This is a genomic window from Accumulibacter sp. (assembly GCF_023806625.1).
GTDB lineage: Bacteria > Pseudomonadota > Gammaproteobacteria > Burkholderiales > Rhodocyclaceae > Accumulibacter.
This window is the reverse complement of sequence record NZ_JAMTDX010000009.1, coordinates 25,766-46,085: the sequence shown is the minus strand read 5'-3', so window position 1 is coordinate 46,085 and position 20,320 is coordinate 25,766. Positions and strand designations below refer to the sequence as shown.

Below are 20,320 nucleotides of genomic sequence, written 5' to 3'. Positions count from 1 at the left end.
CTCGGCCAGAGCGCGTGATCAGGTTTGCTGAACATTGTGGCTAATCATGTCGACGAAAGTGATCACCAGCTTGTCCTGGAGCTGCCGGATCTGCACCTGATCGGCGGCAATCTCGGACTGCAGTTGCTGGTTGAGCGCCTGATACTGCCGCTCGAGCGCCAGCGCGGTCTGCGTCTGCTGGACCTGCTGGTCGTAGGTCTGCTGCGACACACAGCCGGTCAGCAGCGCCGCGCCGACCGGCAGAACCAGACTCCAGTATTTCCCTTTGTTCATCTTTCGATCTCCCATCGACCATGGTCAGTGTACGAACGTCGGCGATCGCCGGCCGCCGCGCGATTATCAACCGCGCGTGCGCCCGGCCGATCGACATTTGCAGACAGAAAACCGACAATTCACGACAGCCCGCTGGCGGCCACCGTTGCCTGCCTGCGACCTGGCGGCGCGCCGCTCAGAGGTTGTGAGTAAATCTACTGCGCGGCCAGTCTGCGGCGTTGCTCACTCGATCACTCCTCGCCTATCTATCTGATATGTCTCGTCGTTCGCTCGCTCGCGCCTGGCATGTCGGCCTGCTCGTGACGATTTCTTCGCAACCTCTCAGCCGCCGGTCGCAGCCCGGCCGACGAGCGTGTAGGGCTCGAGGAACTCGACGGCACCGTGGAAGATCAGGCCCATGCCCATCGCCGCGACGAAGAAGCCGACGATCCGTGTCGCGGCATCGATTCCCTGCTTGCCGATCCGGCGCAGGATCGGCTTGGCGTAGATCAGCGACAGGTAGGTGGTGGCCATGCAGGCGACGATCGCCGCGCTGGCGGCGATGAAATGGGTCAGTTCGCCGGGCGACTGCTTGATCGTCGAGGCCATGCTGATCAGCGTGGCGATCGCCCCCGGGCCGAACATGATCGGCATGGCCAGCGGAACGAAGGCGACGTTCGCGTCGCCACTGTCGCCGCGGGGGATGATCCCGCCGGTCGGCGGTGGATTGAACAGTTCGAAACCGACACGAGTCAGGATCACGCCGCCGACGACGCGCACCATGCTCAGCGGCACGTCGAAGACGCGCAGCAGCACGGTGCCGAAAAGCAGGAAGAAAAAGCTCAGCAGCAGCGCGTAGCAGCACGCCTGCCAGGCGACGCGGCGTTGCTCGGCCTCCGGCTGGCCGTCGGTCAGACCCAGATAGACGGGGATGGCCTCGAGCGGATTGATGATCGCCAGCAGGGTGGTGAACAGGCTGATGAACAGGGTCAGGGTCGGAGTCATACGCAGCAGTCCTCGAAGCTCGGGCTTGGCCAACGCGGTTTTCAGAATCCCCGGGCAGGCACGCCCGCGCCGGATTGCGCCCAAGCCGGGCAGCGTACCGGGCCGGGCAGCATACCGGGCCGGGCGAGGCTAGCACAACGGCAGCGGCTCGGGTAGCCGGGCGTCGCGTTGACCGGATCACGCGCACGGCGGCATACTCGGGGCCATGTCGCTGAGCTTCCTCCTGTCGGTCGTCTATGTCCTGCTCGCCGTCGTCGTCTCGCTGCGCATCTTCTCCCGCCGCAGTTCGCGCGGGACTGCGCTCGCCTGGCTGCTGCTGGTCATCCTCGTCCCGGCGATCGGCGCGCTCGCCTACCTGCTGATCGGCGAGCGCCGGCTCGGCCGCACGTGGATGCGCCGGGCGATCAACCTGCAGCCGCAGATCCTGTGCTGGGCGCGCGGCATCCCGGCGACCGACATCGTCCCGGCGAGCACGCTGACCCCGGCCGCCGAGAGCGTCAGCCGGCTGGCCAGCGGCCTCGCCGGCCTGCCGCTGATGGGCGGACACCGGCTGCGCCTGCTCACCGACAGCGAGTCGATCATGCGCACGCTGATCGCCGACATCGACAATTCCCGCCAGTCCGTGCACCTCGAGTTTTATATCTGGAGCCCGGGCGGATTCGTCGACGATCTCATCTCGGCGCTCGTCGACGCCGCCCTCCGCGGGGTCTCCTGTCGCGCGCTGATGGACTCGCTGGGCAGCCGCGAGTTTTTCCGGAGCCCGGCGATCGAGCGTCTGCGCGCGGCCGGCGTCGAGATCGTCGAGGTCCTGCCGGTCAATCCGCTGCGCGCGCTGTTCGTTCGCCTCGATCTGCGTGACCATCGCAAGATCGCGGTGATCGACCGCTCGGTCGCCTACACCGGCAGCATGAACATCGCCGATCCCCGTTTCTTCAAAAAGGACGCCGGGGTCGGCGAGTGGGTCGACGCGATGGTGCGCATCGAAGGGCCGGCGGCGTGGGCTCTCGAAGCCGTCTCGCTGTCGCTGACCGCACTGCAGACCGGCGCCGATTTTGCGCCGCCCGAGCCGCCGATCCTCTCGTTGACCGACAACTGCCGCGTCCAGATCTTCCCCTCTGGCCCGCAGTCCTCGACGCGGCACATCGAGGCGCTTCTGCTCACCGCAGTCTATGCGGCGAGGAGCGAGATCGTCCTGACCACCCCGTACTTCGTGCCCAGCGAGCCGCTGCTCAGCGCACTGCGTTCGGCGGCGATTCGCGGCGTGCGCGTCGTGCTGATCGTCCCGAAGCGAATCGACTCGGTGCTCGTGCGCTACGCCAGCGACTCGTACACCGACGACCTGCTCGCCGTGGGTATCGAGATCCTGCGCTTCACCGACGGCCTGCTGCATACCAAGAGTATGGTCATCGACGAGCAGATCACGATCTTCGGAACCGTCAATCTGGATCTGCGCAGCTTCGAGCTCAACTTCGAAATCTCGCTGATCGCCTACGACCAGCGTTTCTCGGCCGAGGTGCGCCGGCTGCAGCGCGAGTACGAGGCGCGATCGCAGCCGGTCGACGTCGAACACTGGCATTCTCGGCCACGCTGGCGGCGTCTCGTCGAGAATGCGGTGCAGGTGATGAGTCCGCTGCTCTGAGCCCCTCGCCGAACGACGACACGCCAGTGGACGGCTTGCCTGACCTTCGCCAGCGCGAGTTCCTCTCCGGAATGCGCGATACGCTGCCGCTGCTCCTCGGCGCGCTGCCCTTCGCGCTGATCTACGGCGCGCTCGCCGCGCGCTCCGGACTGTCGGCCGTGGCCACGCTGGCGATGTCGGCGCTGGTTTTCGCCGGCTCGTCGCAGTTCATCGCCGTCGGCCTCGTCGCCGCGCAGACGCCGGTGGCGATCATCGTGTTCACGACCCTGATCGTCAACCTCAGGCACCTGCTCTACAGCGCGACGCTGCTCCCCCATCTCAAGGACCTGCCGCAGTGCTGGCGGATCCCGCTGGCCTTCTGGCTGACCGACGAGACCTTCGCGGTCAGCGTGCATCGCTACGGGAAGGACGACGCTTCGCCGTGCAAGCACTGGTACCAGTTGGGTTCGTCGATCGCCATGTATCTCAATTGGCAGTTCTGGTGCGCGGCCGGCCTGCTGCTCGGCAACCGCCTTCCCGACGCGCAGGACTGGGGCCTCGACGTGGCCATGCCGGTGACCTTCATCGGCATGGTCATCCCTTTCCTGAGCAGCCGCCCGGCGGTGGTCTGCGCGCTAACCGCGGGAATCGCCTCGCTGCTGACCATCGATCTGCCGTACCGGCTCGGCCTCGTCGTCTCGACGCTCGCCGGCGTCGGCTCGGGGATCGCCGCCCAGCGCGCCGGGCGCGCACGCCGCGAGGCGAACCGGCGATGAGCACCAGCGAAGCGTGGATGATCGGCGGGATGGTCGCGGTCACCTTCGGCATCCGCTATCTGCTCTTCGGCGTCGCCGGACGCATCCGCATGGCGCCGTGGCTCGCCGAGTCGCTGAAGTTCATCCCGCCGGCGGTGCTCACCGCGATCACCGTTCCCGCGGTGCTGCTACCACGCGGGCAGTGGGATCTCTCGCTGGCCAACGCTTACCTCGTCGCGGCTCTGGTCGCGCTGGCTTCGGGAATCGCCACGCGCAGGCTGCTGCTGACCATCGCCGCCGGGCTCGCCGCTTTCGCCGTCCACCGGCTGCTCGTCTGAGAGCGAACGATCGCCGTTCAGCGGGCGTCGCCGGCACGCTTCCTGAGCATCGCGATGATCATCGATGCGGTCTGCTCGATCGAGCGGTGGCTGGCGTCGATCATCGGCCAACCCCAGCGTACGAACAGGCGACGCGCTTCCAGCACCTCCTTGCGCAGCGCGTCGAGGTCGGCGTAGTCGGCGTTGGCCTCGTCCCTGAGTGCGCTCAGCCGCGCCGCGCGGATCATCGCCAGCCGCGCCGGGTCCACGGTCAGCCCGACGATCAGCGGTCCGTTCGCGCGCAGCAGTCCCGACGGCAACGGCGCTCCCGGAACCAGCGGCACGTTCGCCGCCTTGATCCCGCGCGACGCGAGGTACATGCAGGTCGGCGTCTTCGTCGCCCGCGAAACGCCGACGACGATCACGTCGGCACCGTCGAGGTCGTCGCTGCCGAGCCCGTCGTCGTGCGCCAGCGTATATTTCATCGCCTCGACGCGGCGATAGTAGTCTTCGTCGAACGCATCGCCCGAACTGCTGTGGCTGCGGATCGCCGCCCCGGAATACTCGGCGAGTTGGCCGAGCAGCGGCTCGAGCGCGAACTGGCAGGGCAACCCGAGGTGCCGGCAACCGTCCTCGAGCGCCTCGCGGATGTCGGTATGGCTGATGCTGTGCAGGACGTAGCCGGGGCAGCTGGCCAGTTCGCCGAGGATCTCGGGAATCTGCTCGAGGTGGCGGACCATCTTCCAGATCCGCCGCCTCGCCTCGACCCCGGAGAGCTGGGTGACCGCGTTGCGCGCGAGCATTTCGATCATCTCGCCCGAGGCATGCGAGACGAGGTAGAGGACGATCGTCCTCCCGACTCCCTCGGACTCGCTCACCGGTGCGGTGTCGGTCACCGGTGGTAGCCTCCGTCGAGGCGCAGCACGCTGCCGTTGATCATCACGTTCTTGAGCACGTGCAGGACGAGCATCGCGAACTCGGCCGGATCGCCAAAGCGGTGCGGGAAGGGGATCTGGTGCGCAAGGCGCGAGTCGAGGTTCTTCTCCATGTGGAACAGCGTCTGCGTGCCGAAGAGGCCCGGAGCGATGCCGACGACGCGGATGCCCAGCGGCCCGAGTTCGCGCGCCGCCGGCAGGATCATGCTGACCACCCCGCCCTTCGACGCGGAATACGCCGCCTCGCCACTCTGCCCTTCATAGGCGGCGACCGACGCCGTCGACAGGATCACCCCGCGTTCGCCGTTGGCCAACGGCTGCAGGCGAGCCATGTCGGCGGCGGCGAGGCGCAGCATGTTGAAGGTCGAGATCAGGTTCACCTCGACGAGTTGCCGGAACTGGTCGAGCGGCATCGGCCCGTCGGCGGCGACGATCGGCTGCGCGTGACCGCGACCGACGCAATGCACGAGAACCCGAGCCGCCCCGTGCCTGGCGCGAGCGCTGGCCAGCGCCTGCTCGGCAGCGAGCGCATCGGCGACGTCGCAGTGGATCGCGTGCGCGCCGATCTCGGCGCCGAGACGGCGCACGCCGTCGGCGTCGATGTCGATCACCGTCACCCGCGCACCGGCCTCGACGAGGTAACGCGCGGTCTCGGCGCCGAGGCCGGATGCCGCCCCGGTGACCACCGCCGGACATGACCACAAATCCATTCGCTGTCTCCCGCTGGCCGCCGCCGGGCTCGGCTGGCGGCGCGCCATTATCGGCCCTCGCCAAAGGCCGCGCAATTCGTCCCGCAACCGGCCGGGTTCCCCGCCCGGGAACACGGATCAGAAATCGTCATCAAGTCGTCACACGATCGTCAGACAATCTGTGTGCCGTTTCAATTCACTCAGGGAGATGCCTCATGCAAAGCCGCCAGTCCGATCGACCCGCCGCCCCCCTCTTCAGGGCGCTCGCCCTCTCCGCTGCGCTGGTCTTCAGCGCGCAGGCATTCGCTGCGTCGCCGGTCGTCCGGATCGATGGCTCGAGTACCGTTTATCCGATCACCGAACTCGTCGCCCAGGAATTCCAGCGCTTCAAGCTCAACGAGGTGCACGTGAATATCGGCGTCTCGGGGACTCATGGCGGCTTTGCCAAGTTCTGCCGCGGCGAAACGGACATCGCCAGCGCCTCGCGGCCGATTCTCAAGAAGGAAATGGACGAGTGCAGCAAGGCCGGCGTCCGCTTCTACGAACTGCCGATCGCCTATGACGCGCTGACCGTCATCGTCAATCCGCAGAATGATTTCGTGAGCAGCCTCAGCGTCGATGAGCTGAGACGTCTCTGGGAGCCTCGCGCGCAGGGCAAGGTCAATACCTGGAAGGACCTCAACCCGGCCTGGCCTGCGCAGAAGATCAAGCTCTACGCGCCGGGCGCCGACTCGGGAAGCTTCGAATCGTTCACCGAAGTGATCGTCGGGACGCCGCGGTCTAGCCGAAGCGACGTCAGTACCGCCGAGGACCACGGGGTCCTTGCCCAGCGCGTCGCTGCCGACAAGGACGCGATCGGTTACCTGAGTCTCGACTACTACGTCGAGAACCAGAAGGCACTCAAGGCCGTGGCGATCAGCGAAGGCAAGGAGGCCGCCGTCCTGCCGAGCGTCGACAACGTGCGCAGCGGTCGCTACCAGCCGCTGTCGCGCCCGCTGTTCCTCTACGTCAGCGAGAAGTCGCTCGAAAAGCCGGCGGTCAGGGACTTCGTCGACTTCGCGATGAAGAACGCGTCGCAGTTGGTCGTCGAAGCGAACTATCTGCCGCTGCAGCCTAGAGCCTATTCCGAGAACCTCGAACGTATCGCGGCGAAGAAAGTCGGCAGCGTCTATGGCGGCGAGAACAAGGCGCGCATGCGTCCGGCCGATTCTCTGCAGATCTTCCGTGCGCTGATCCACGGTTCCTGACCGTCGGCCGCGCCGCGCTCCCGGCGTCCCGCCGGATCGTGCGGCCTCGAGTACACCGGGACGATCGACTGCACGCGCCGGGCGCGGGCAGTCGCTGACTTCCCCTTCCCCTGATGGAGATCCTGATGTCCCCTGCTGAAAGCAAGGCGAACAGCAAGGCGATCGCTGCCGCCGCACGCGAACTCGAAGTCCGACGCAAGGCCGCCACGGCGGCCGCCAGCCCGCCGGCGAAGGCGGTCAGCTGTACGGTCCGCCTGACCACGCGCGAAGCGAAGCAACTCGTCCGCCTCAGGAAGCGCCTGGCCAGCCGCGGCGTTGCCGCCGGCAAGGGGCAACTGCTGCGTGCCGGGCTGCTTCTGCTGGCTAACCTCGACCGCGCAGAGTTGAAGGCGGCGATACGCGACGTGATCGCCCCGGAAGCGAACACTCGCAGCTAGCACTACGCCAGCCGTCATCCGGCCGACACACTGTGCAGGTACACTCCCGGTCCGTGACACCCCGAGACACGACAACCAGGAGCCGATGATGAACCTGAAGCCGAAAAGGCCCGCGCCGGCGAGCCCGATCCTCGCCCTCGTCTGCGGCTTCGCCGTCGCCACCCCGGCTACCGCCGCAGCGCCGGTGATCCGGGTCGACGGGTCGAGCACCGTCTTTCCAATCACCGAGGCCGTCGCAGAGGAATTCCAGAAAGCCCACAAAGGCAACGTCCGGGTGACCGTCGGCATATCCGGTACCGGCGGCGGCTTCAGGAAATTCTGCCGTGGCGAGATCGACGTCGCCAATGCCTCGCGCCCGATTCAGAAGAAGGAGATGGACGACTGCGCGAAGACGGGAGTCCGTTATTACGAGATGCCCGTCGCCTACGACGCGCTGACGGTGATCGTCAATCCCGAGAACCGCTTCGTCGGCAGCCTGACCGTCGCCGAGCTCAGGAAGATCTGGGAACCGTCGGCCCAGGGCAGGATCAGCACCTGGAAGGACGTCAATCCGGCGTGGCCCGCCCAGAAGATCATGCTGTACGGCGCGGGCGCGGACTCCGGAACCTTCGACTACTTCACCGAGGCGATCGTCGGCAAGGCCAGGTCGAGCCGCGGCGACTACACGGCGTCGGAGGACGACAACGTGCTCGTCCGGGGGGTCTCCGGAGATCGGGGAGCACTCGGCTACTTCGGTTTCGCGTACTACGCCGAGAACCGCAGGAAGCTCAAGGCCGTGGCCATCGACAACGGCAAGGGTCCGGTGGCGCCGACGCCCGAAACCGTCGAGAACGGCACCTACCAGCCGCTGTCCAGACCGGTGTTCATCTACGTCAGCGAGAAGTCCCTCGAACGCCCCGAACTCCGCGAGTTCGTCGACTTCTACATGAACAACGCGCCTCAGCTGGTCAGGGAAGTCAAGTACATACCGCTACCGGCCAGGGCGTATACGGGCAATCTCGAACACCTCGCCAAACGGAAGCTCGGCACGGTCTTCGGCGGACAGAGCGAGGTCGGCCTGACCATCGACGAACTGATCAAGCGCGAGGCCCAGATCTGAACCATCGGGCACCCACCGCCACCGGGCTGCGCACCGGGCCGGCCGACGATCGGCAGCGCTTGCCCGGCGAGTCGCCGGGCGAGCCTCGCGCGCCGGACGAATCGCGTGGCCTTCGCCGCATGAACGGCATTCCCTGGAAGGAGGCCGCCGCCCAGCCGGCGGCGGTCGGCCCGGCACCCTGGCGGGCGACGCCACCGGGACGCTGGCGCCGGGCGCTCGGCGAAGCAGCGATCGAGGGGCTGCTGTTCCTCGCCGCACTCGTCTCGGTCGCCACGACGCTGGCCATCGTCGCGATCCTGGTCTGGGAGTCGATCGTCTTCTTCCGCAGCGTCCCGCTGATCGATTTCCTGACCGACACGCAGTGGACTCCGCTCTTCGACGATGCACACTTCGGGATCATCGCCCTGCTCTCGGGAACCCTGACGACGACGCTCGTCGCACTGGTCGTGGCCATCCCGCTCGGGACGATCCTGGCGATCTATCTCTCAGAGTTCGCGGGCTACCGGGTTCGCGAGTTCGCCAAGCCGTTCCTCGAACTGCTCGGCGGGATACCGACGATCATTTACGGTTACTTCGCGCTGCTTTTCGTCACCCCGATGCTGCAGAAGCTGTACCCGGAGCTGCCCGGCTTCAACATGCTTTCGGCCGGACTGGTGATGGGCATCATGATCGTCCCCTACGTCAGTTCGTTGTCCGAGGACGCGATGCGCGGAGTGCCGATGGACATGCGCGAGGCCTCGTACGCGGTCGGCGCGACGCGCCTGCAGACGGCGCTGTTCGTGGTCACCCCGGCGGCGCTGTCGGGAATCGCCTCGTCGTACATCCTCGGCATTTCGCGGGCCGTCGGCGAGACGATGGTCGTCGCGATCGCTGCCGGCATGCAGCCGAAGCTGACTTTCAACCCGACCGAGCCGGCAGCGACGATCACCGCCTACATCGTCCAGGTCGCTCTCGGTGACCTGCCGCACGGCTCGATCGGTTACCAGACGATCTTCGCAGCCGGGCTGACGCTGATGCTCATCACCCTCCTCTTCAACATCCTCGGGCACCTGTTGCGCAAGAGATTCCGGGAGGTCTACTAACGATGGACAGCCCTCGGCAAATGCGCCCCGCCGGTGAATCCGAAGTCCGCTGGAGGCGCCGGGTCATCGCCCGCCGCAGGGCCTGGGACTGGCTCTTCGGCCTCGTCGGCGTGCTCGCGCTGGTGCTCGCGGCTTCGGTCTTCGCAGCGCTGTTCAGCGAAATGCTCGTCGCCGGGTTCCGGCATCTCTCCTGGGACTTCCTGACCAGCTTCCCGTCACGGCGGCCAGCCGACGCCGGCATCCTCTCGGCATGGGTCGGCACGACGCTGGTCATGCTGGTCACTGCCTGCGTGGCCGTCCCGCTGGGTATCGGTGCCGGAATCTATCTCGAGGAATACGCCCCACGGAACCTGCTCACCGACATCATCGAGATCAACGTCACCAACCTCGCGGGCGTGCCGTCGATCATCTACGGCCTGCTCGCCCTCGGGCTTTTCGTTTACCAGTTCGGCCTCGGACAGAGCATTGCCTCGGCTGGACTGACGCTGGCCTTGCTGATCCTGCCGGTGGTCATCGTCGCCACGCGCGAAGCGATCCGCACGATCCCGCAGCACATCCGTGAAGGCGCACATGCCTGCGGAGCAACGAAATGGCAGGTGGTCGCGCATCACGTCATCCCGTACTCGCTGCCGGGCATTCTCACCGGGGTGATCATCGGACTGGCGCGCGCGATCGGCGAAACCGCCCCGATCATCACCATCGGCGCGCTGACTTTCATCGCCTTCCTGCCGCCGTCCCCGTTCTCGGATCCACACCGCCTGATTTCCTTCGACTGGCTGATGGCCCCGTTCTCGGTCATGCCGATCCAGATGTTCAACTGGCTGTCGCGGCCCGAGGAGGCGTTCCAGCAGAACGCAGCAGCCGCCGGACTGGTCCTCGTCGGGATGACCCTGTCGATGAACGCACTGGCAATCTGGATCCGCTACCGTTTCCGGAAAACGATCAAGTGGTGAGCCAGACTCCCGAAGACCATTGAGGATCCCGTGAACACGCCGAGCACGCCCGCCCACGCAGCGCAGGCCGGACTCAAGGCGCTGGTCAGGTCGCTGAACTTCTGGTACGGCGACTTCCAGGCGCTGAAGAACATCGACTTCCCGGTCGAGCAGAACCGCGTCACCGCCCTGATCGGCCCGTCGGGCTGCGGAAAGTCGACCTTTCTGCGCTGTTTCAACAGGATGCACGACCTTTACCCGAACATGCGCTACGCCGGCGAGATTCTGCTCTACCCCGACGGCGTCAACATCGTCGACCGGCACGTCGACCCGATCGAAGTGCGCATGCGCATCTCGATGGTCTTCCAGAAGCCGAACCCCTTTCCCAAGTCGATCTACGAGAACGTCGCCTATGGACTGCGCGTCCGCGGCGTGCGCAACCGGCAGCTGATCGACGAGAAGGTCGAGGAGGCCCTGCGTTCGGCTGCGCTGTGGAACGAGGTCCAGGACCGGCTCGACGACCTCGCCTTCAACCTCTCCGGCGGGCAGCAGCAGCGCCTGTGCATCGCGCGCGCGCTGGCCACCGACCCGGAAATCCTGCTCTTCGACGAGCCGACCTCGGCGCTCGATCCGATCGCCACTGCGCGAATCGAGGAACTGCTCGACGAACTGAAGGAGAGGGTGACCATCCTGATCGTCACCCACAACATGCAGCAGGCCGCGCGCGTCTCGGCCTTCACGGCGTTCATGTATCTCGGCGAACTGATCGAGTTCGACGACACGCGAAAGATGTTCACCAACCCGTCGTCGAAGCTGACCGAGGAATACATCACCGGGCGCTTCGGCTGACCGTCATCGGCTTGGCGGGATCCGCGTACAATGGGCTTCCGACCTGCCGGTCCCCCTCGTGGGCAGCCTCCGCTGATGAAGAAGCCCCTCGTCGACCGCTGGCGCGCAGCAGATGGCAGCTGGCTGCACATGCGCCTGATGCAGCCGCGCGACGCGCCGCTGGTCAAGGAGTCGCTGAACCGGCTGTCCCCGAAGTCGCGCCGCAACCGTTTCTTCGCGCCGATCACCGAGTTCTCCGACGAAGCGGTTCGTCAGCTCGTCGACGTGGACCCGCAGAACGTCTACGCGCTCGTCGTCACCCATCTCGATAAAGGGACTCCAGTGCCAGTCGCCGGCGGCCGGCTGGTCGAGCACCCAGGCGATGGCGAGTGCTCCTTCTCGCTGCTCGTCGGCGACCGCTGGCAGGGTCAGAGGGTCGGACGGCGCCTGCTCAAGGCATTGCTGCGCGAAGCATCGCGCCGCGGCCTGCGGCAGATTTCCGGCGAGGTGCTCGCCGACAACCAGCCGATGCTCAGGCTCGCCCGCTCGTTGCACTTCGTGGTCACCGGCGACCGGAGCGAGGGCGTTCTGCAGATCGTCCGCGACGTTCCCCCGGCCTCGTCGCAGCGGATGGCCGGTCTGCTGCGCAAGGTTCTGCACCGGCGATGATCGACCGGCCAACGGATCAGCGCGCGACGGCGAGCATGACCGGCGCGAAACTGACCCGGCGCCTTTCGACGATCCGCTTCTCGCGGACCGTCCCCTCGACGAGTTCGTAACCGAGCAGGGCGAAGATCCGACCGCTCACGAACAGCGGCCGGGTGTTCCCGTACCAATCCACGCACGAGGCCCGGCAGCCGTCGCTCGCGCCGGTGGTTGCCGGACGCGCGTCGAGTGTTCCGAGTTCGCTGAGTTGTAACCGGCGATTGCGCAGGAAGAGCACGGCGGCCGACTCCCTGCGCAACTGCCGCGCGGCCGATTCGCCACCGCCGACGATCGGCAGACCGAGCAGCCCGTCGGTCTCGCCTTCGGCCTTGTAGAAGAAGCCGTGGCTGCGCGTCTCTCCCTGCGCCGAATCAGCGCGCGTGTAGTGACCGGCGACCAGCGGCAGTTCGCGCAGCCAGATGCTCGTCAGATGCAGCTGACTGCCGTCGCTGCCGACGACCAGCGCGTTCTCCCCCAGAGCTTCGAGGCGATCGACCGGATGGTCGACGGGAACCTCGAACACCGTTCCCTGAGCGTAGCGCACGGCGTACAGGGGCGACGTTTTGCCTGCCTGCGCAGCGCCCCAGCCGCTGCCCGCACCGTAGAGCAGGAACGGTCCGACGTAGCGGCTATGCAGCGCGCGCCCCACTGCAGCCGGCAGCCGCCGGTACGACCCGCTCGGCGCGCTCTCCCGGCCGTCGCCGAAGCTGGCCAGCGGCACGCGCAGCAGCGCCAGGCCGCCGCCTTGACCCTCGGCGGCCCACATCGCGTCGCCTCGCCCACCATCACGCAACAACACGTTGAGTACTCCGTCGGCGTCCTCATGGAAGGAGAACTGGTCGATCGGGCTGCCCGACGCCTTGAGCGCACCTGGAGCCGACCCGTCGAGCGGGATCCGGAACACCGCCGAACCCGGACGACCGGCCGGCTCCGGCGCGCGCGACGACACGGTCGTCCAGACATACACCGCACCCGGCGAAACGTAGAAGACACGGCCTGGTGGCCCCAACACGGCCGTGCTCGCGCAGTCCATCTCCGGCCTGGCGAGGTCGCAGATCGTCACGCTGTGCAGGGCGACTCCGGCAAACGGATCGAGTGGCTCGTCGCTCCGGTAGATGCGCGTCGCCGGGGCAATGCGCCGGAACTCGCCCAGCGACGCGCCAGGATGCCAGCGGCGCAGCGCCGGGAACGCCGCGTAGGGGTCGGACCACGGACTCAGCAGATGCGGCGAGTAGACGATCAGGCGGCTGCCGACCAGGCGGCTGGCGTAGTTCCGCGACGAATAGTAGTCATTCGAGCGCAGATGATAGCTGGCTCGCCAGGTGAGTCGTCCAGCGTGGTCGATGTCCAAGACACCGATTTCGGTTCCGCCACGCGCATAGCTGTAGCCGATGACCACGACCGTATCACCGGAAACGAGCAACTCGTCGTACCAGGCACCGCCGGGATCGATACCCGGGCCGTAGGCGTCGATCGCCGCCACCGGCTGCAGCGTGTCGCCACCGACACGGACCGTGAACAGCCGGCCGCGGCGCAGGATGACGAGATGCTCGCCGTGCAGCTTGACGATCCCTCCCTCGTCGACACCGGCATGCTGGACGTTGGTCACCGACTCGCTCCGGTCTCCGGCAGCGCCCTTCGCAGCCGCCTCCGGAGCCGGGACGGGCTGCGTGACCGCCGCCTCCGGCGCCGACTCGGCGGACATCTGGCGGCGGACCCGTAGCTCGTCGCGACGGCGGCGAGCTTCTTCAGCCCAGGTGCGGAAGAGGTCGTCGAGTTCCTGCTCGCTGGCAAACGCACGGAGGGTCCGGCGTGGCCCGCCAGAGTCGCCGGCGAACGACGCCGCAGTCGGGGGAACGAGCAGGGTGATCAGCAGCGCGGCGATCAGCGACGCACGCAGAATCGTGTTCATGGCAGTCCTTTCACGGGTGGAAGTCGACAGCCTAAACGATTGCTGACCCAAGAAAGGGTCAGCCGGACGAAGCGGCGGCGCCACTCGGCGGGCCGGATCCCGCGTCCGGCCGCGTCGTGGGCAGCCGGCGGGCGCGAGTCCGCTGCAACGCGCTGCGCTGACATGACGTCGGGCGCCCTCTTGTCAGGGCGTTCGCGCTAACATACGCGCTGCACACGTCGTATGATCGTCGCCGTGCCGAATCGCCTCCGGCCTGCTCCGGGGGTCGGGACGCCTCTTTGCGGAGCCGGATCTTGCATGCCCAATCTCTTCGCCAACCTGCCAGCCGCAGATGCTTCAGCCGAGGAGTTCTCGCGCCTGCTCGTCCAGCGGAATCTGGTCGTCGAACGGATCGTCTCGAGCGGGCAGTCGAGCCCGCCGGGTTTCTGGTACGATCAGCCGAACGCGGAGTGGATCCTGCTCATCCAGGGCGAGGCTTCATTGCGCTTCGCCGACGAGCCCGAATCGCGCCAGCTGGTCGCCGGCGACTACCTGGACATCGCTGCGCACCGCCGACACCGCGTCGAGGCGACCAGCGCCCGGCCGCAAACGATATGGCTGACCATCCATTACCGCTTGCCGGAACTGTCCGGATGAGCCTCGTCGCACGGCGCAAGGCGACGCTCTGCCGAATCTCTGCACGAGCGGGCAGGCCGCGCCGGACGGCCGCGCATCGCACACTCGCTACGAGCGCGCGACGGGTCGCCGAGCGGCTTCACGGCCCGGCGACGACCCGCGAGCGACCAGCCCGAACGGTGATCGCCGAGCATTGCGAACTGCACAACGCGAAGCCGGCCGCCGCGCCGATCCTCGACCCGCACCGCCCGCTGGCTGCTTAGATGGACGCTGAAACGCTCGAGCCGACCCTGGTTTTCGCCAAGACTCCGGCTGGCGAGGAAGCGATGGTGCAGAGGACGCGGGTCGTCCAGCGCAACCTGCGCATGGTCCTGATCCTCGTCGATGGCAACGCGACCGTCGCAGAACTCTGCGAGAAGACTGGAAATCCGCCGCTGACCCAGAGCGCGCTGCTCGAACTTGAAACGGACGGTTTCATCGAGAGACGAGTTGACAAGGAATCGGTCTGGCGCCACGTTGGCAGTTCGGCGTCACGCCCGAAGGGCTCCGCGGTCAAGTCGCCGGCGGACTCCGCGCCCCCGACCGGTGGCGAGCGGCCCGCGACGCTGGCCGCACCGCCCGCCGAAGGGGCCCAGGTCATCCCCTTCCCCGAAGCCCGGGACAGGAAACCCAGCCTGCTGGCCGACGGCGGGCCGCTCGGGGAAGCGACGACGGTCGGCGCGGGTTTCTTCGAGCCGTCGACGGGCGGGCGATCCAGCAAAGCGCCCGACTCCGGCACCCCGACGCGACCCTCGTTGACCTCGGCCGGTCCGGCCTTGGCAGCCACCAAGGATACGCCGCCGCCGGGCGTTCCGGTGCCTGCCAGCATTCCGGCAACTCCCGTCGAAGAACCGGTACTCCTCAAGCCAATCCGGCGCGGCACGCGCCGCCGGTCAGTGACCTGGCCGATGGCTCTGCTGCTCGGCATCGTGGTGCTTGCGGCGGTCGTCGCCCTGCTCGCCCTGTTCTTTCCCTATTCGCGTTACCTGCCGGAAGTCGAAGCGGCTCTTGCCGAAAGCACCGGGAAAATGGCGAAGATCGGCGAGATGCACGTCCAGTTGCGTCCGATGCCAGGCCTGCTGCTTTCCGACGTGCATCTCGGCGCAGACCCCGGGAAAGCGGAGCTCAGGATCGACTCGATCCGGCTGCTGCCGGTCGTCTCGTCGCTGAGCGGATCGCGCAAGGTCTTCCACGAAGCCGAGCTGAGCGGACTGATGCTGTCCGCGGACGGCTTGCTCGATCTGGCGGCGATCATCGACCATGTCACGACAGCGTCTCTGAGTGCCAGCGTCGAGCGGATCACCCTCAAGGACGCCAGCCTGTCTTTCGCCGGGCTCGTTCTCGGAGGAATGCACGGCGAAGTCAACGTCTCGGCCGACCACCGGACCGAGTCGCTGGCGCTGCGCTCCGCGGACGGCAGTCTGCGAGTCAGGCTCATGCCGACACCGCACGGCGTCGCCGTGCGCGTCGACGGAGTGGCCTGGCGGCCAGTGCCCGGATCGCCTTTCGTCTTCGACTCGGTGAGCATCGAGGGCGAGGTCGTCGGGCCGCAGTTGGCCATCGACACGCTCGATCTCCGGATCTTCGACGGTGCCGTCAGCGGGACGACTCGCCTGAGCGGGAACGGGAAGGCGAGTCTGTCGGGTGACGTATCCTTCGAGCGGATCAATCTGAAACGACTCGGCGAGGCCCTGGGCATCGGTGCTCAGTTCGACGGGGAAGCCAAGGGGAGGTTGCGCTTCTCGGCCAGCGCGGCAACCTGGCCATCGATCTTCTCGCAGATCAACGGCAGCGGCGAGTTCCTGGTCCACCGCGGCAGCCTCGGCGCGATCGACCTGCCCGAAGCGGTCAGGCGCGTGTCTACGACCCCGGCAACACTTGGCGGCGCAACGCGCTTCGAGGAACTCTCCGGAGTGATCAATCTCGCACCCGGAGTCTACCGCTTTTCGAGGCTGGTCCTCAACGCCGGGCTGATGGAGTCGACCGGGCAGCTCGAAATCAGCCATGATCTTGAGCTGAACGGCCGGATGAACGTTCAGATGCGCGGGCATACCGACCAGACGGCAACGACGGTCGTGCTCAGCGGACCGCTGAAGTCGCCGCTGAGCCAGGCCGTCAAGCACTGAGCACGCGCCTGGCAAGGGTCGCGCGCAGAGCGCCAACCCGCCCGGCTGCCCGAGGTCGCCGCGGATCGTTCTGAGCCAGACCCTCAGTGATCGGCCGGGAGAACCGCGGCAATCGCTTCGGCGACGTAATCGACGTTGCGCGTGTTCAGCGCGGCGAGACAGATACGGCCGGTGCTCACCGCGTAGATGCCGAAATCCTCACGCAGACTGTCGACCTGGGCGACACTCAGGCCGGTGTAGGAGAACATCCCCCGCTGCCTGATCACGAAGGAGAAATCCTGAGCGGTTCCGCTGGCCCGAAGGCGGCTGACGAGAGTCTCGCGCATCGTCCGGATACGCTCGCGCATCCCGGCGAGTTCGTCCTCCCACATCCGGCGAAGCTCGGGACTGGCCAGCACGGCAGCGACGATCGCCCCCCCGTGCGTCGGTGGATTCGAGTAGTTGGTGCGCACCACGCGCTTGACCTGCGACAGGACGCGCGCTGCCTCTTCGCGACTTTCGGTGACCACCGACAGCGCCCCGACACGCTCGCCGTAGAGCGAGAACGACTTGGAGAACGAGCTGGCGACGAAGAACTGCAAGCCCGACTCGGCGAACAACCTGACCGCAACGGCATCGCGCTCGATGCCGTCGGCAAAGCCCTGGTAAGCGATGTCGATGAAGGCGACCAGCCCGCGTGCGGAGATCAGCTCGATCACCTGACGCCACTGCCCTTCGTCGAGGTCGGCGCCAGTGGGATTGTGGCAGCAGGCATGCAGAACGACGATCGAACCCGCCGGGACAGACGCCAGGCCAGTCTTCATGGCTGCGAAGTCGACACCGCGCGTCGCCGCATCGTAGTAGGGGTAGGTCGCCACGGCGAAGCCCGCGTACTCGAACAGCGCGCGATGGTTCTCCCAGCTCGGATCGCTGAGAAAGACCTGCGCCTCGGGCAGCAAACGACGTAGATAGTCTGCGCCGACCTTCAGCGCGCCAGTTCCGCCGAGCGCCTCGATGGTCAGCACCCGGCCTTCGGCAAGCAAGGGAGACGCCTCACCGAACAGCAGCTTCTGGACGATCTGATTGTAGGCAGCCGGCCCCTCGATCGGCTGATAGCCGCGCGCGGGCATCGCCTCGACGCGCGCCTTTTCGGCCTGGCGAACCGCAGCAAGCAACGGCACCTTGCCGTTGTCGTCGAGATAGACGCCGACGCCCAGATTGACCTTGGTCGTCCGGGGGTCGGCGTTGAAGGATTCGGTCAGGCCGAGGATCGGGTCGCGCGGAGCCATTTCCACGGCGGCGAAAAGCGAAGCGGTCATGAAGAGCCTTCCAGGTTGTTGAGGGTTTTCGGGAATTCCCGGCAGAGCGTGGACGCGCGGATCGCGGCACCGGCTCCCTTTGCCGGGGTTTCCCGGCCAACTCCAGGGACTGGGCCGGGAGATCGCGAAGAAATCGTCGCGAGCACGCCGAGATGCCCGGCGCGAGCGAAAGAACGACGAGACATATCAGATAGATAGGCGACAAGTGAGCGAGCGGGCAACACCGCAGATCGGTCGCGCAGCAGACTTCCTCACAACCTCTGAGCGTCCGGCAGCCCCGGGTGCTTCCCGGTGGCCGCTACAGCGGAGGGCCAGACGGCGTAGAATTCTAGCATGAGCGATTCCGCAAAGCCCTCCGGCGCCGAGCCGTGGACGACTTTCCCGGACAGCCCTTTCCGGTTGTACCGGCCTTTCCCACCAGCCGGCGATCAGCCCGAGGCGATCGACAGACTGATCGAAGGCCTCGCCGATGGCCTCTCCTTCCAGACGCTGCTCGGCGTGACCGGCTCGGGCAAGACCTACACGATGGCCAACGTCATCGCGCGCAGCGGTCGCCCGGCACTCGTCCTGGCTCCGAACAAGACGTTGGCCGCACAGCTCTACGCCGAGTTCCGCGAGTTCTTTCCGGACAACGCGATCGAGTACTTCGTCTCCTACTACGATTACTATCAGCCCGAGGCCTACGTGCCGGCGCGCGACCTGTACATCGAGAAGGATTCGTCGATCAACGAGCACATCGAGCAGATGCGCCTGTCGGCGACCAAGAGCCTGCTCGAACGTCGCGACTGCGTGATCGTCGCGACGGTCTCGTGCATTTACGGCATCGGTGACCGCGACGAGTACCACCGGATGATCCTCACCATGCGCGTCGGCGACCGCATGGGACAGCGCGAGATCATCAGGCGCCTGACCGAGATGCAGTACGAGCGCAACGAAAGCGACTTCCACCGGGCGACCTTCCGCGTTCGCGGTGACGTGATCGACGTCTTCCCTGCCGAGCACGCCGAACAGGCCATCCGCATCACGCTTTTCGACGACGAGATCGAAAGCCTGCAACTGTTCGACCCGCTGACCGGGCACCTGCACAGCCGGCTGCTGCGCTTCACCGTCTTCCCGTCGTCGCACTACGTCACGCCACGAGCCACCGTGCTCCGGGCGATCGAGGCGATCAAGCTCGAACTCGGCGAACGCGTCGCCTTCTTCCACGCCGAGGGCCGCCTCGTCGAAGCGCAGCGGATCGAACAGCGCACCCGCTTCGACCTCGAAATGCTCGATCAACTCGGTTTCTGCAAGGGCATCGAGAACTACTCGCGGCACCTTTCGGGCCGCCAGGCCGGTGAGCCGCCACCGACGCTGATCGACTATCTGGCTCCCGACGCGCTGATGTTCATCGACGAGTCGCACGTCTCGATCTCGCAGATCGGCGGCATGTACAAGGGCGACCGCTCGCGCAAGGAGAACCTCGTCAATTACGGCTTCAGACTGCCTTCGGCGCTCGACAACCGGCCGCTCAAGTTCGCCGAGTTCGAGGCGATGATGCGCCAGACGGTCTTCGTCTCGGCGACCCCGGCCGAATACGAAGCCGAACACCAGGGCCAGGTCGTCGAGCAGGTCGTGCGCCCGACCGGGCTCGTCGATCCGCAGTTGATCGTCCGCCCGGCATCGACCCAGGTCGACGATCTGCTCTCCGAAATCCGTGTGCGCGCAGCACGCGGCGAGCGCGTCCTGGTCACCACGCTGACCAAGCGCATGGCCGAGGATCTGACCGAGTATCTCGACGAACACGGCATCCGTGTGCGTTATCTGCATTCGGACGTCGACACCGTCGAGCGCGTCGAGATCATCCGCGACCTGCGCCTCGGCAAGTTCGACGTGCTCGTCGGCATCAACCTGCTCCGCGAAGGCCTGGACATCCCCGAGGTCTCACTGGTCGCGATTCTCGACGCCGACAAGGAGGGATTCCTCCGCTCCGAACGTTCGCTGATCCAGACCATCGGCCGCGCCGCTCGACATCTCAACGGTACGGCGATCCTCTACGCCGACCGGGTCACCGGATCGATGCAGCGGGCGATCGCCGAAACCGAAAGGCGCCGTCTCAAGCAGCTGGCCTTCAACGACCAGCACGGCATCATCCCCAGGGGAGTCAGCAAGCCGATCACCGACATCATCGACGGCGTCTACGACAGCGAGAGCGCCCAGCGCGAACTGCGCGCTGCCGAGAAGCAGGCGACCTACGCCGCGATGAGCGAAAAACAGCTCGCTCGCCACCTGCGGCGTCTCGAAAAGGAAATGCTCGACCACGCGAAGAACCTCGAATTCGAGAAGGCGGCGGCGACTCGCGACGAACTGTTCCGACTGCGCGAGCAGGCCTTCGGAACCCGCGGCGCCGAGACGATCCCCAGCGCCGCCTGAGCCGCGCGCCAACGCAG

20 protein-coding genes are annotated in these 20,320 nt (G+C 66.6%); 14 read left to right on the top strand and 6 right to left on the bottom strand.

Annotation, left to right across the window (positions count from 1 at the left end; all coding sequences use genetic code 11):
• Positions 1 to 18 precede the first annotated feature (18 nt).
• Positions 19 to 273: a hypothetical protein gene (locus tag NFW05_RS02475; RefSeq protein ID WP_295302490.1), complete on the bottom strand. Its 255-nt coding sequence runs from the start codon at positions 271 to 273 to the stop codon at positions 19 to 21.
• Positions 274 to 594: 321 nt separating this feature from the next.
• Complete coding sequence (locus tag NFW05_RS02470) at positions 595 to 1,257, bottom strand: MarC family protein (RefSeq protein ID WP_295302488.1); 663 nt, start codon at positions 1,255 to 1,257, stop codon at positions 595 to 597.
• A gap of 205 nt (positions 1,258 to 1,462) precedes the next feature.
• Between NFW05_RS02470 and cls the strand changes: the two genes are divergently transcribed.
• From cls to NFW05_RS02455, 3 genes are all read left to right on the top strand, one after another.
• Entirely contained in the window at positions 1,463 to 2,896 is a 1,434-nt protein-coding gene (gene cls / locus NFW05_RS02465) for a cardiolipin synthase (protein WP_295302486.1), read from the top strand.
• Between the two features lie 71 nt (positions 2,897 to 2,967).
• Complete coding sequence (locus tag NFW05_RS02460) at positions 2,968 to 3,651, top strand: AzlC family ABC transporter permease (RefSeq protein WP_295302494.1); 684 nt, start codon at positions 2,968 to 2,970, stop codon at positions 3,649 to 3,651.
• Positions 3,648 to 3,968, top strand: a complete 321-nt coding sequence (locus tag NFW05_RS02455; protein ID WP_295302484.1) for an AzlD domain-containing protein — start codon at positions 3,648 to 3,650, stop codon at positions 3,966 to 3,968. The genes NFW05_RS02460 and NFW05_RS02455 overlap by 4 nt, the downstream gene beginning before the upstream one ends.
• Positions 3,969 to 3,985: 17 nt before the next feature.
• Here NFW05_RS02455 and NFW05_RS02450 read toward each other — a convergent pair whose 3' ends face one another.
• Together NFW05_RS02450 and NFW05_RS02445 are read right to left on the bottom strand one after the other, a co-directional pair.
• Positions 3,986 to 4,843, bottom strand: a complete 858-nt coding sequence (locus NFW05_RS02450) for a pyruvate, water dikinase regulatory protein (RefSeq protein ID WP_295302482.1) — start codon at positions 4,841 to 4,843, stop codon at positions 3,986 to 3,988.
• Positions 4,840 to 5,592 carry an SDR family oxidoreductase gene (locus NFW05_RS02445; RefSeq protein WP_295302480.1) on the bottom strand — a complete coding sequence of 251 codons (753 nt, stop codon included), beginning with the start codon at positions 5,590 to 5,592 and terminating at the stop codon, positions 4,840 to 4,842. The genes NFW05_RS02450 and NFW05_RS02445 overlap by 4 nt, the downstream gene beginning before the upstream one ends.
• A 194-nt stretch (positions 5,593 to 5,786) precedes the next feature.
• On the opposite strand from NFW05_RS02445, the gene NFW05_RS02440 reads away from it, so the two are divergent.
• The 7 genes from NFW05_RS02440 (at position 5,787) to NFW05_RS02410 (ending at position 11,865) form a co-directional block, all read left to right on the top strand.
• Positions 5,787 to 6,818, top strand: coding sequence for a PstS family phosphate ABC transporter substrate-binding protein (locus NFW05_RS02440; RefSeq protein WP_295302478.1), 1,032 nt, complete (start codon positions 5,787 to 5,789; stop codon positions 6,816 to 6,818).
• A 125-nt stretch (positions 6,819 to 6,943) separates the two neighbouring features.
• A complete protein-coding gene (locus tag NFW05_RS02435) occupies positions 6,944 to 7,255 on the top strand; it encodes a hypothetical protein (RefSeq protein WP_295302477.1) in 312 nt (103 codons plus the stop codon).
• 85 nt (positions 7,256 to 7,340) lie between these two features.
• Entirely contained in the window at positions 7,341 to 8,354 is a 1,014-nt protein-coding gene (locus tag NFW05_RS02430) for a PstS family phosphate ABC transporter substrate-binding protein (protein ID WP_295302475.1), read from the top strand.
• Between the two features lie 119 nt (positions 8,355 to 8,473).
• Positions 8,474 to 9,436: a phosphate ABC transporter permease subunit PstC gene (pstC, locus tag NFW05_RS02425; protein WP_295302474.1), complete on the top strand. Its 963-nt coding sequence runs from the start codon at positions 8,474 to 8,476 to the stop codon at positions 9,434 to 9,436.
• 2 nt (positions 9,437 to 9,438) lie between these two features.
• Positions 9,439 to 10,389: a phosphate ABC transporter permease PstA gene (gene pstA, locus NFW05_RS02420; protein WP_295302472.1), complete on the top strand. Its 951-nt coding sequence runs from the start codon at positions 9,439 to 9,441 to the stop codon at positions 10,387 to 10,389.
• Between the two features lie 30 nt (positions 10,390 to 10,419).
• Positions 10,420 to 11,217 (top strand): phosphate ABC transporter ATP-binding protein PstB, encoded by a 798-nt coding sequence (gene pstB / locus NFW05_RS02415; protein ID WP_295302471.1) that lies wholly within the window; start codon positions 10,420 to 10,422, stop codon positions 11,215 to 11,217.
• 75 nt (positions 11,218 to 11,292) lie between these two features.
• Positions 11,293 to 11,865 carry a GNAT family N-acetyltransferase gene (locus NFW05_RS02410; protein WP_295302469.1) on the top strand — a complete coding sequence of 191 codons (573 nt, stop codon included), beginning with the start codon at positions 11,293 to 11,295 and terminating at the stop codon, positions 11,863 to 11,865.
• Positions 11,866 to 11,881: 16 nt separating this feature from the next.
• Here NFW05_RS02410 and NFW05_RS02405 read toward each other — a convergent pair whose 3' ends face one another.
• The gene (locus tag NFW05_RS02405; RefSeq protein WP_295302468.1) at positions 11,882 to 13,813 is read right to left on the bottom strand and encodes a beta-propeller domain-containing protein; all 1,932 of its coding nucleotides are present in this window, start codon (positions 13,811 to 13,813) and stop codon (positions 11,882 to 11,884) included.
• A 297-nt stretch (positions 13,814 to 14,110) separates the two neighbouring features.
• Between NFW05_RS02405 and NFW05_RS02400 the strand changes: the two genes are divergently transcribed.
• Genes NFW05_RS02400 through NFW05_RS02390 form a run of 3 tightly spaced genes read left to right on the top strand, consistent with a single transcriptional unit; the run spans position 14,111 to position 16,593 of the window.
• Positions 14,111 to 14,449, top strand: coding sequence for a cupin (locus tag NFW05_RS02400; protein ID WP_295302466.1), 339 nt, complete (start codon positions 14,111 to 14,113; stop codon positions 14,447 to 14,449).
• Positions 14,446 to 14,691: a hypothetical protein gene (locus tag NFW05_RS02395; RefSeq protein ID WP_295302465.1), complete on the top strand. Its 246-nt coding sequence runs from the start codon at positions 14,446 to 14,448 to the stop codon at positions 14,689 to 14,691. The genes NFW05_RS02400 and NFW05_RS02395 overlap by 4 nt, the downstream gene beginning before the upstream one ends.
• Positions 14,692 to 16,593 carry an AsmA-like C-terminal region-containing protein gene (locus NFW05_RS02390; RefSeq protein WP_295302463.1) on the top strand — a complete coding sequence of 634 codons (1,902 nt, stop codon included), beginning with the start codon at positions 14,692 to 14,694 and terminating at the stop codon, positions 16,591 to 16,593.
• 83 nt (positions 16,594 to 16,676) lie between these two features.
• Here NFW05_RS02390 and NFW05_RS02385 read toward each other — a convergent pair whose 3' ends face one another.
• On the bottom strand, positions 16,677 to 17,891 hold the full coding sequence (locus NFW05_RS02385; protein ID WP_295302462.1) for an amino acid aminotransferase: 1,215 nt from the start codon (positions 17,889 to 17,891) through the stop codon (positions 16,677 to 16,679).
• Between the two features lie 333 nt (positions 17,892 to 18,224).
• Here NFW05_RS02385 and uvrB point away from each other — a divergent pair, with 333 nt between their 5' ends.
• On the top strand, positions 18,225 to 20,303 hold the full coding sequence (gene uvrB, locus NFW05_RS02380) for an excinuclease ABC subunit UvrB (RefSeq protein ID WP_295302460.1): 2,079 nt from the start codon (positions 18,225 to 18,227) through the stop codon (positions 20,301 to 20,303).
• The last annotated feature ends 17 nt before the right edge of the window (positions 20,304 to 20,320 follow it).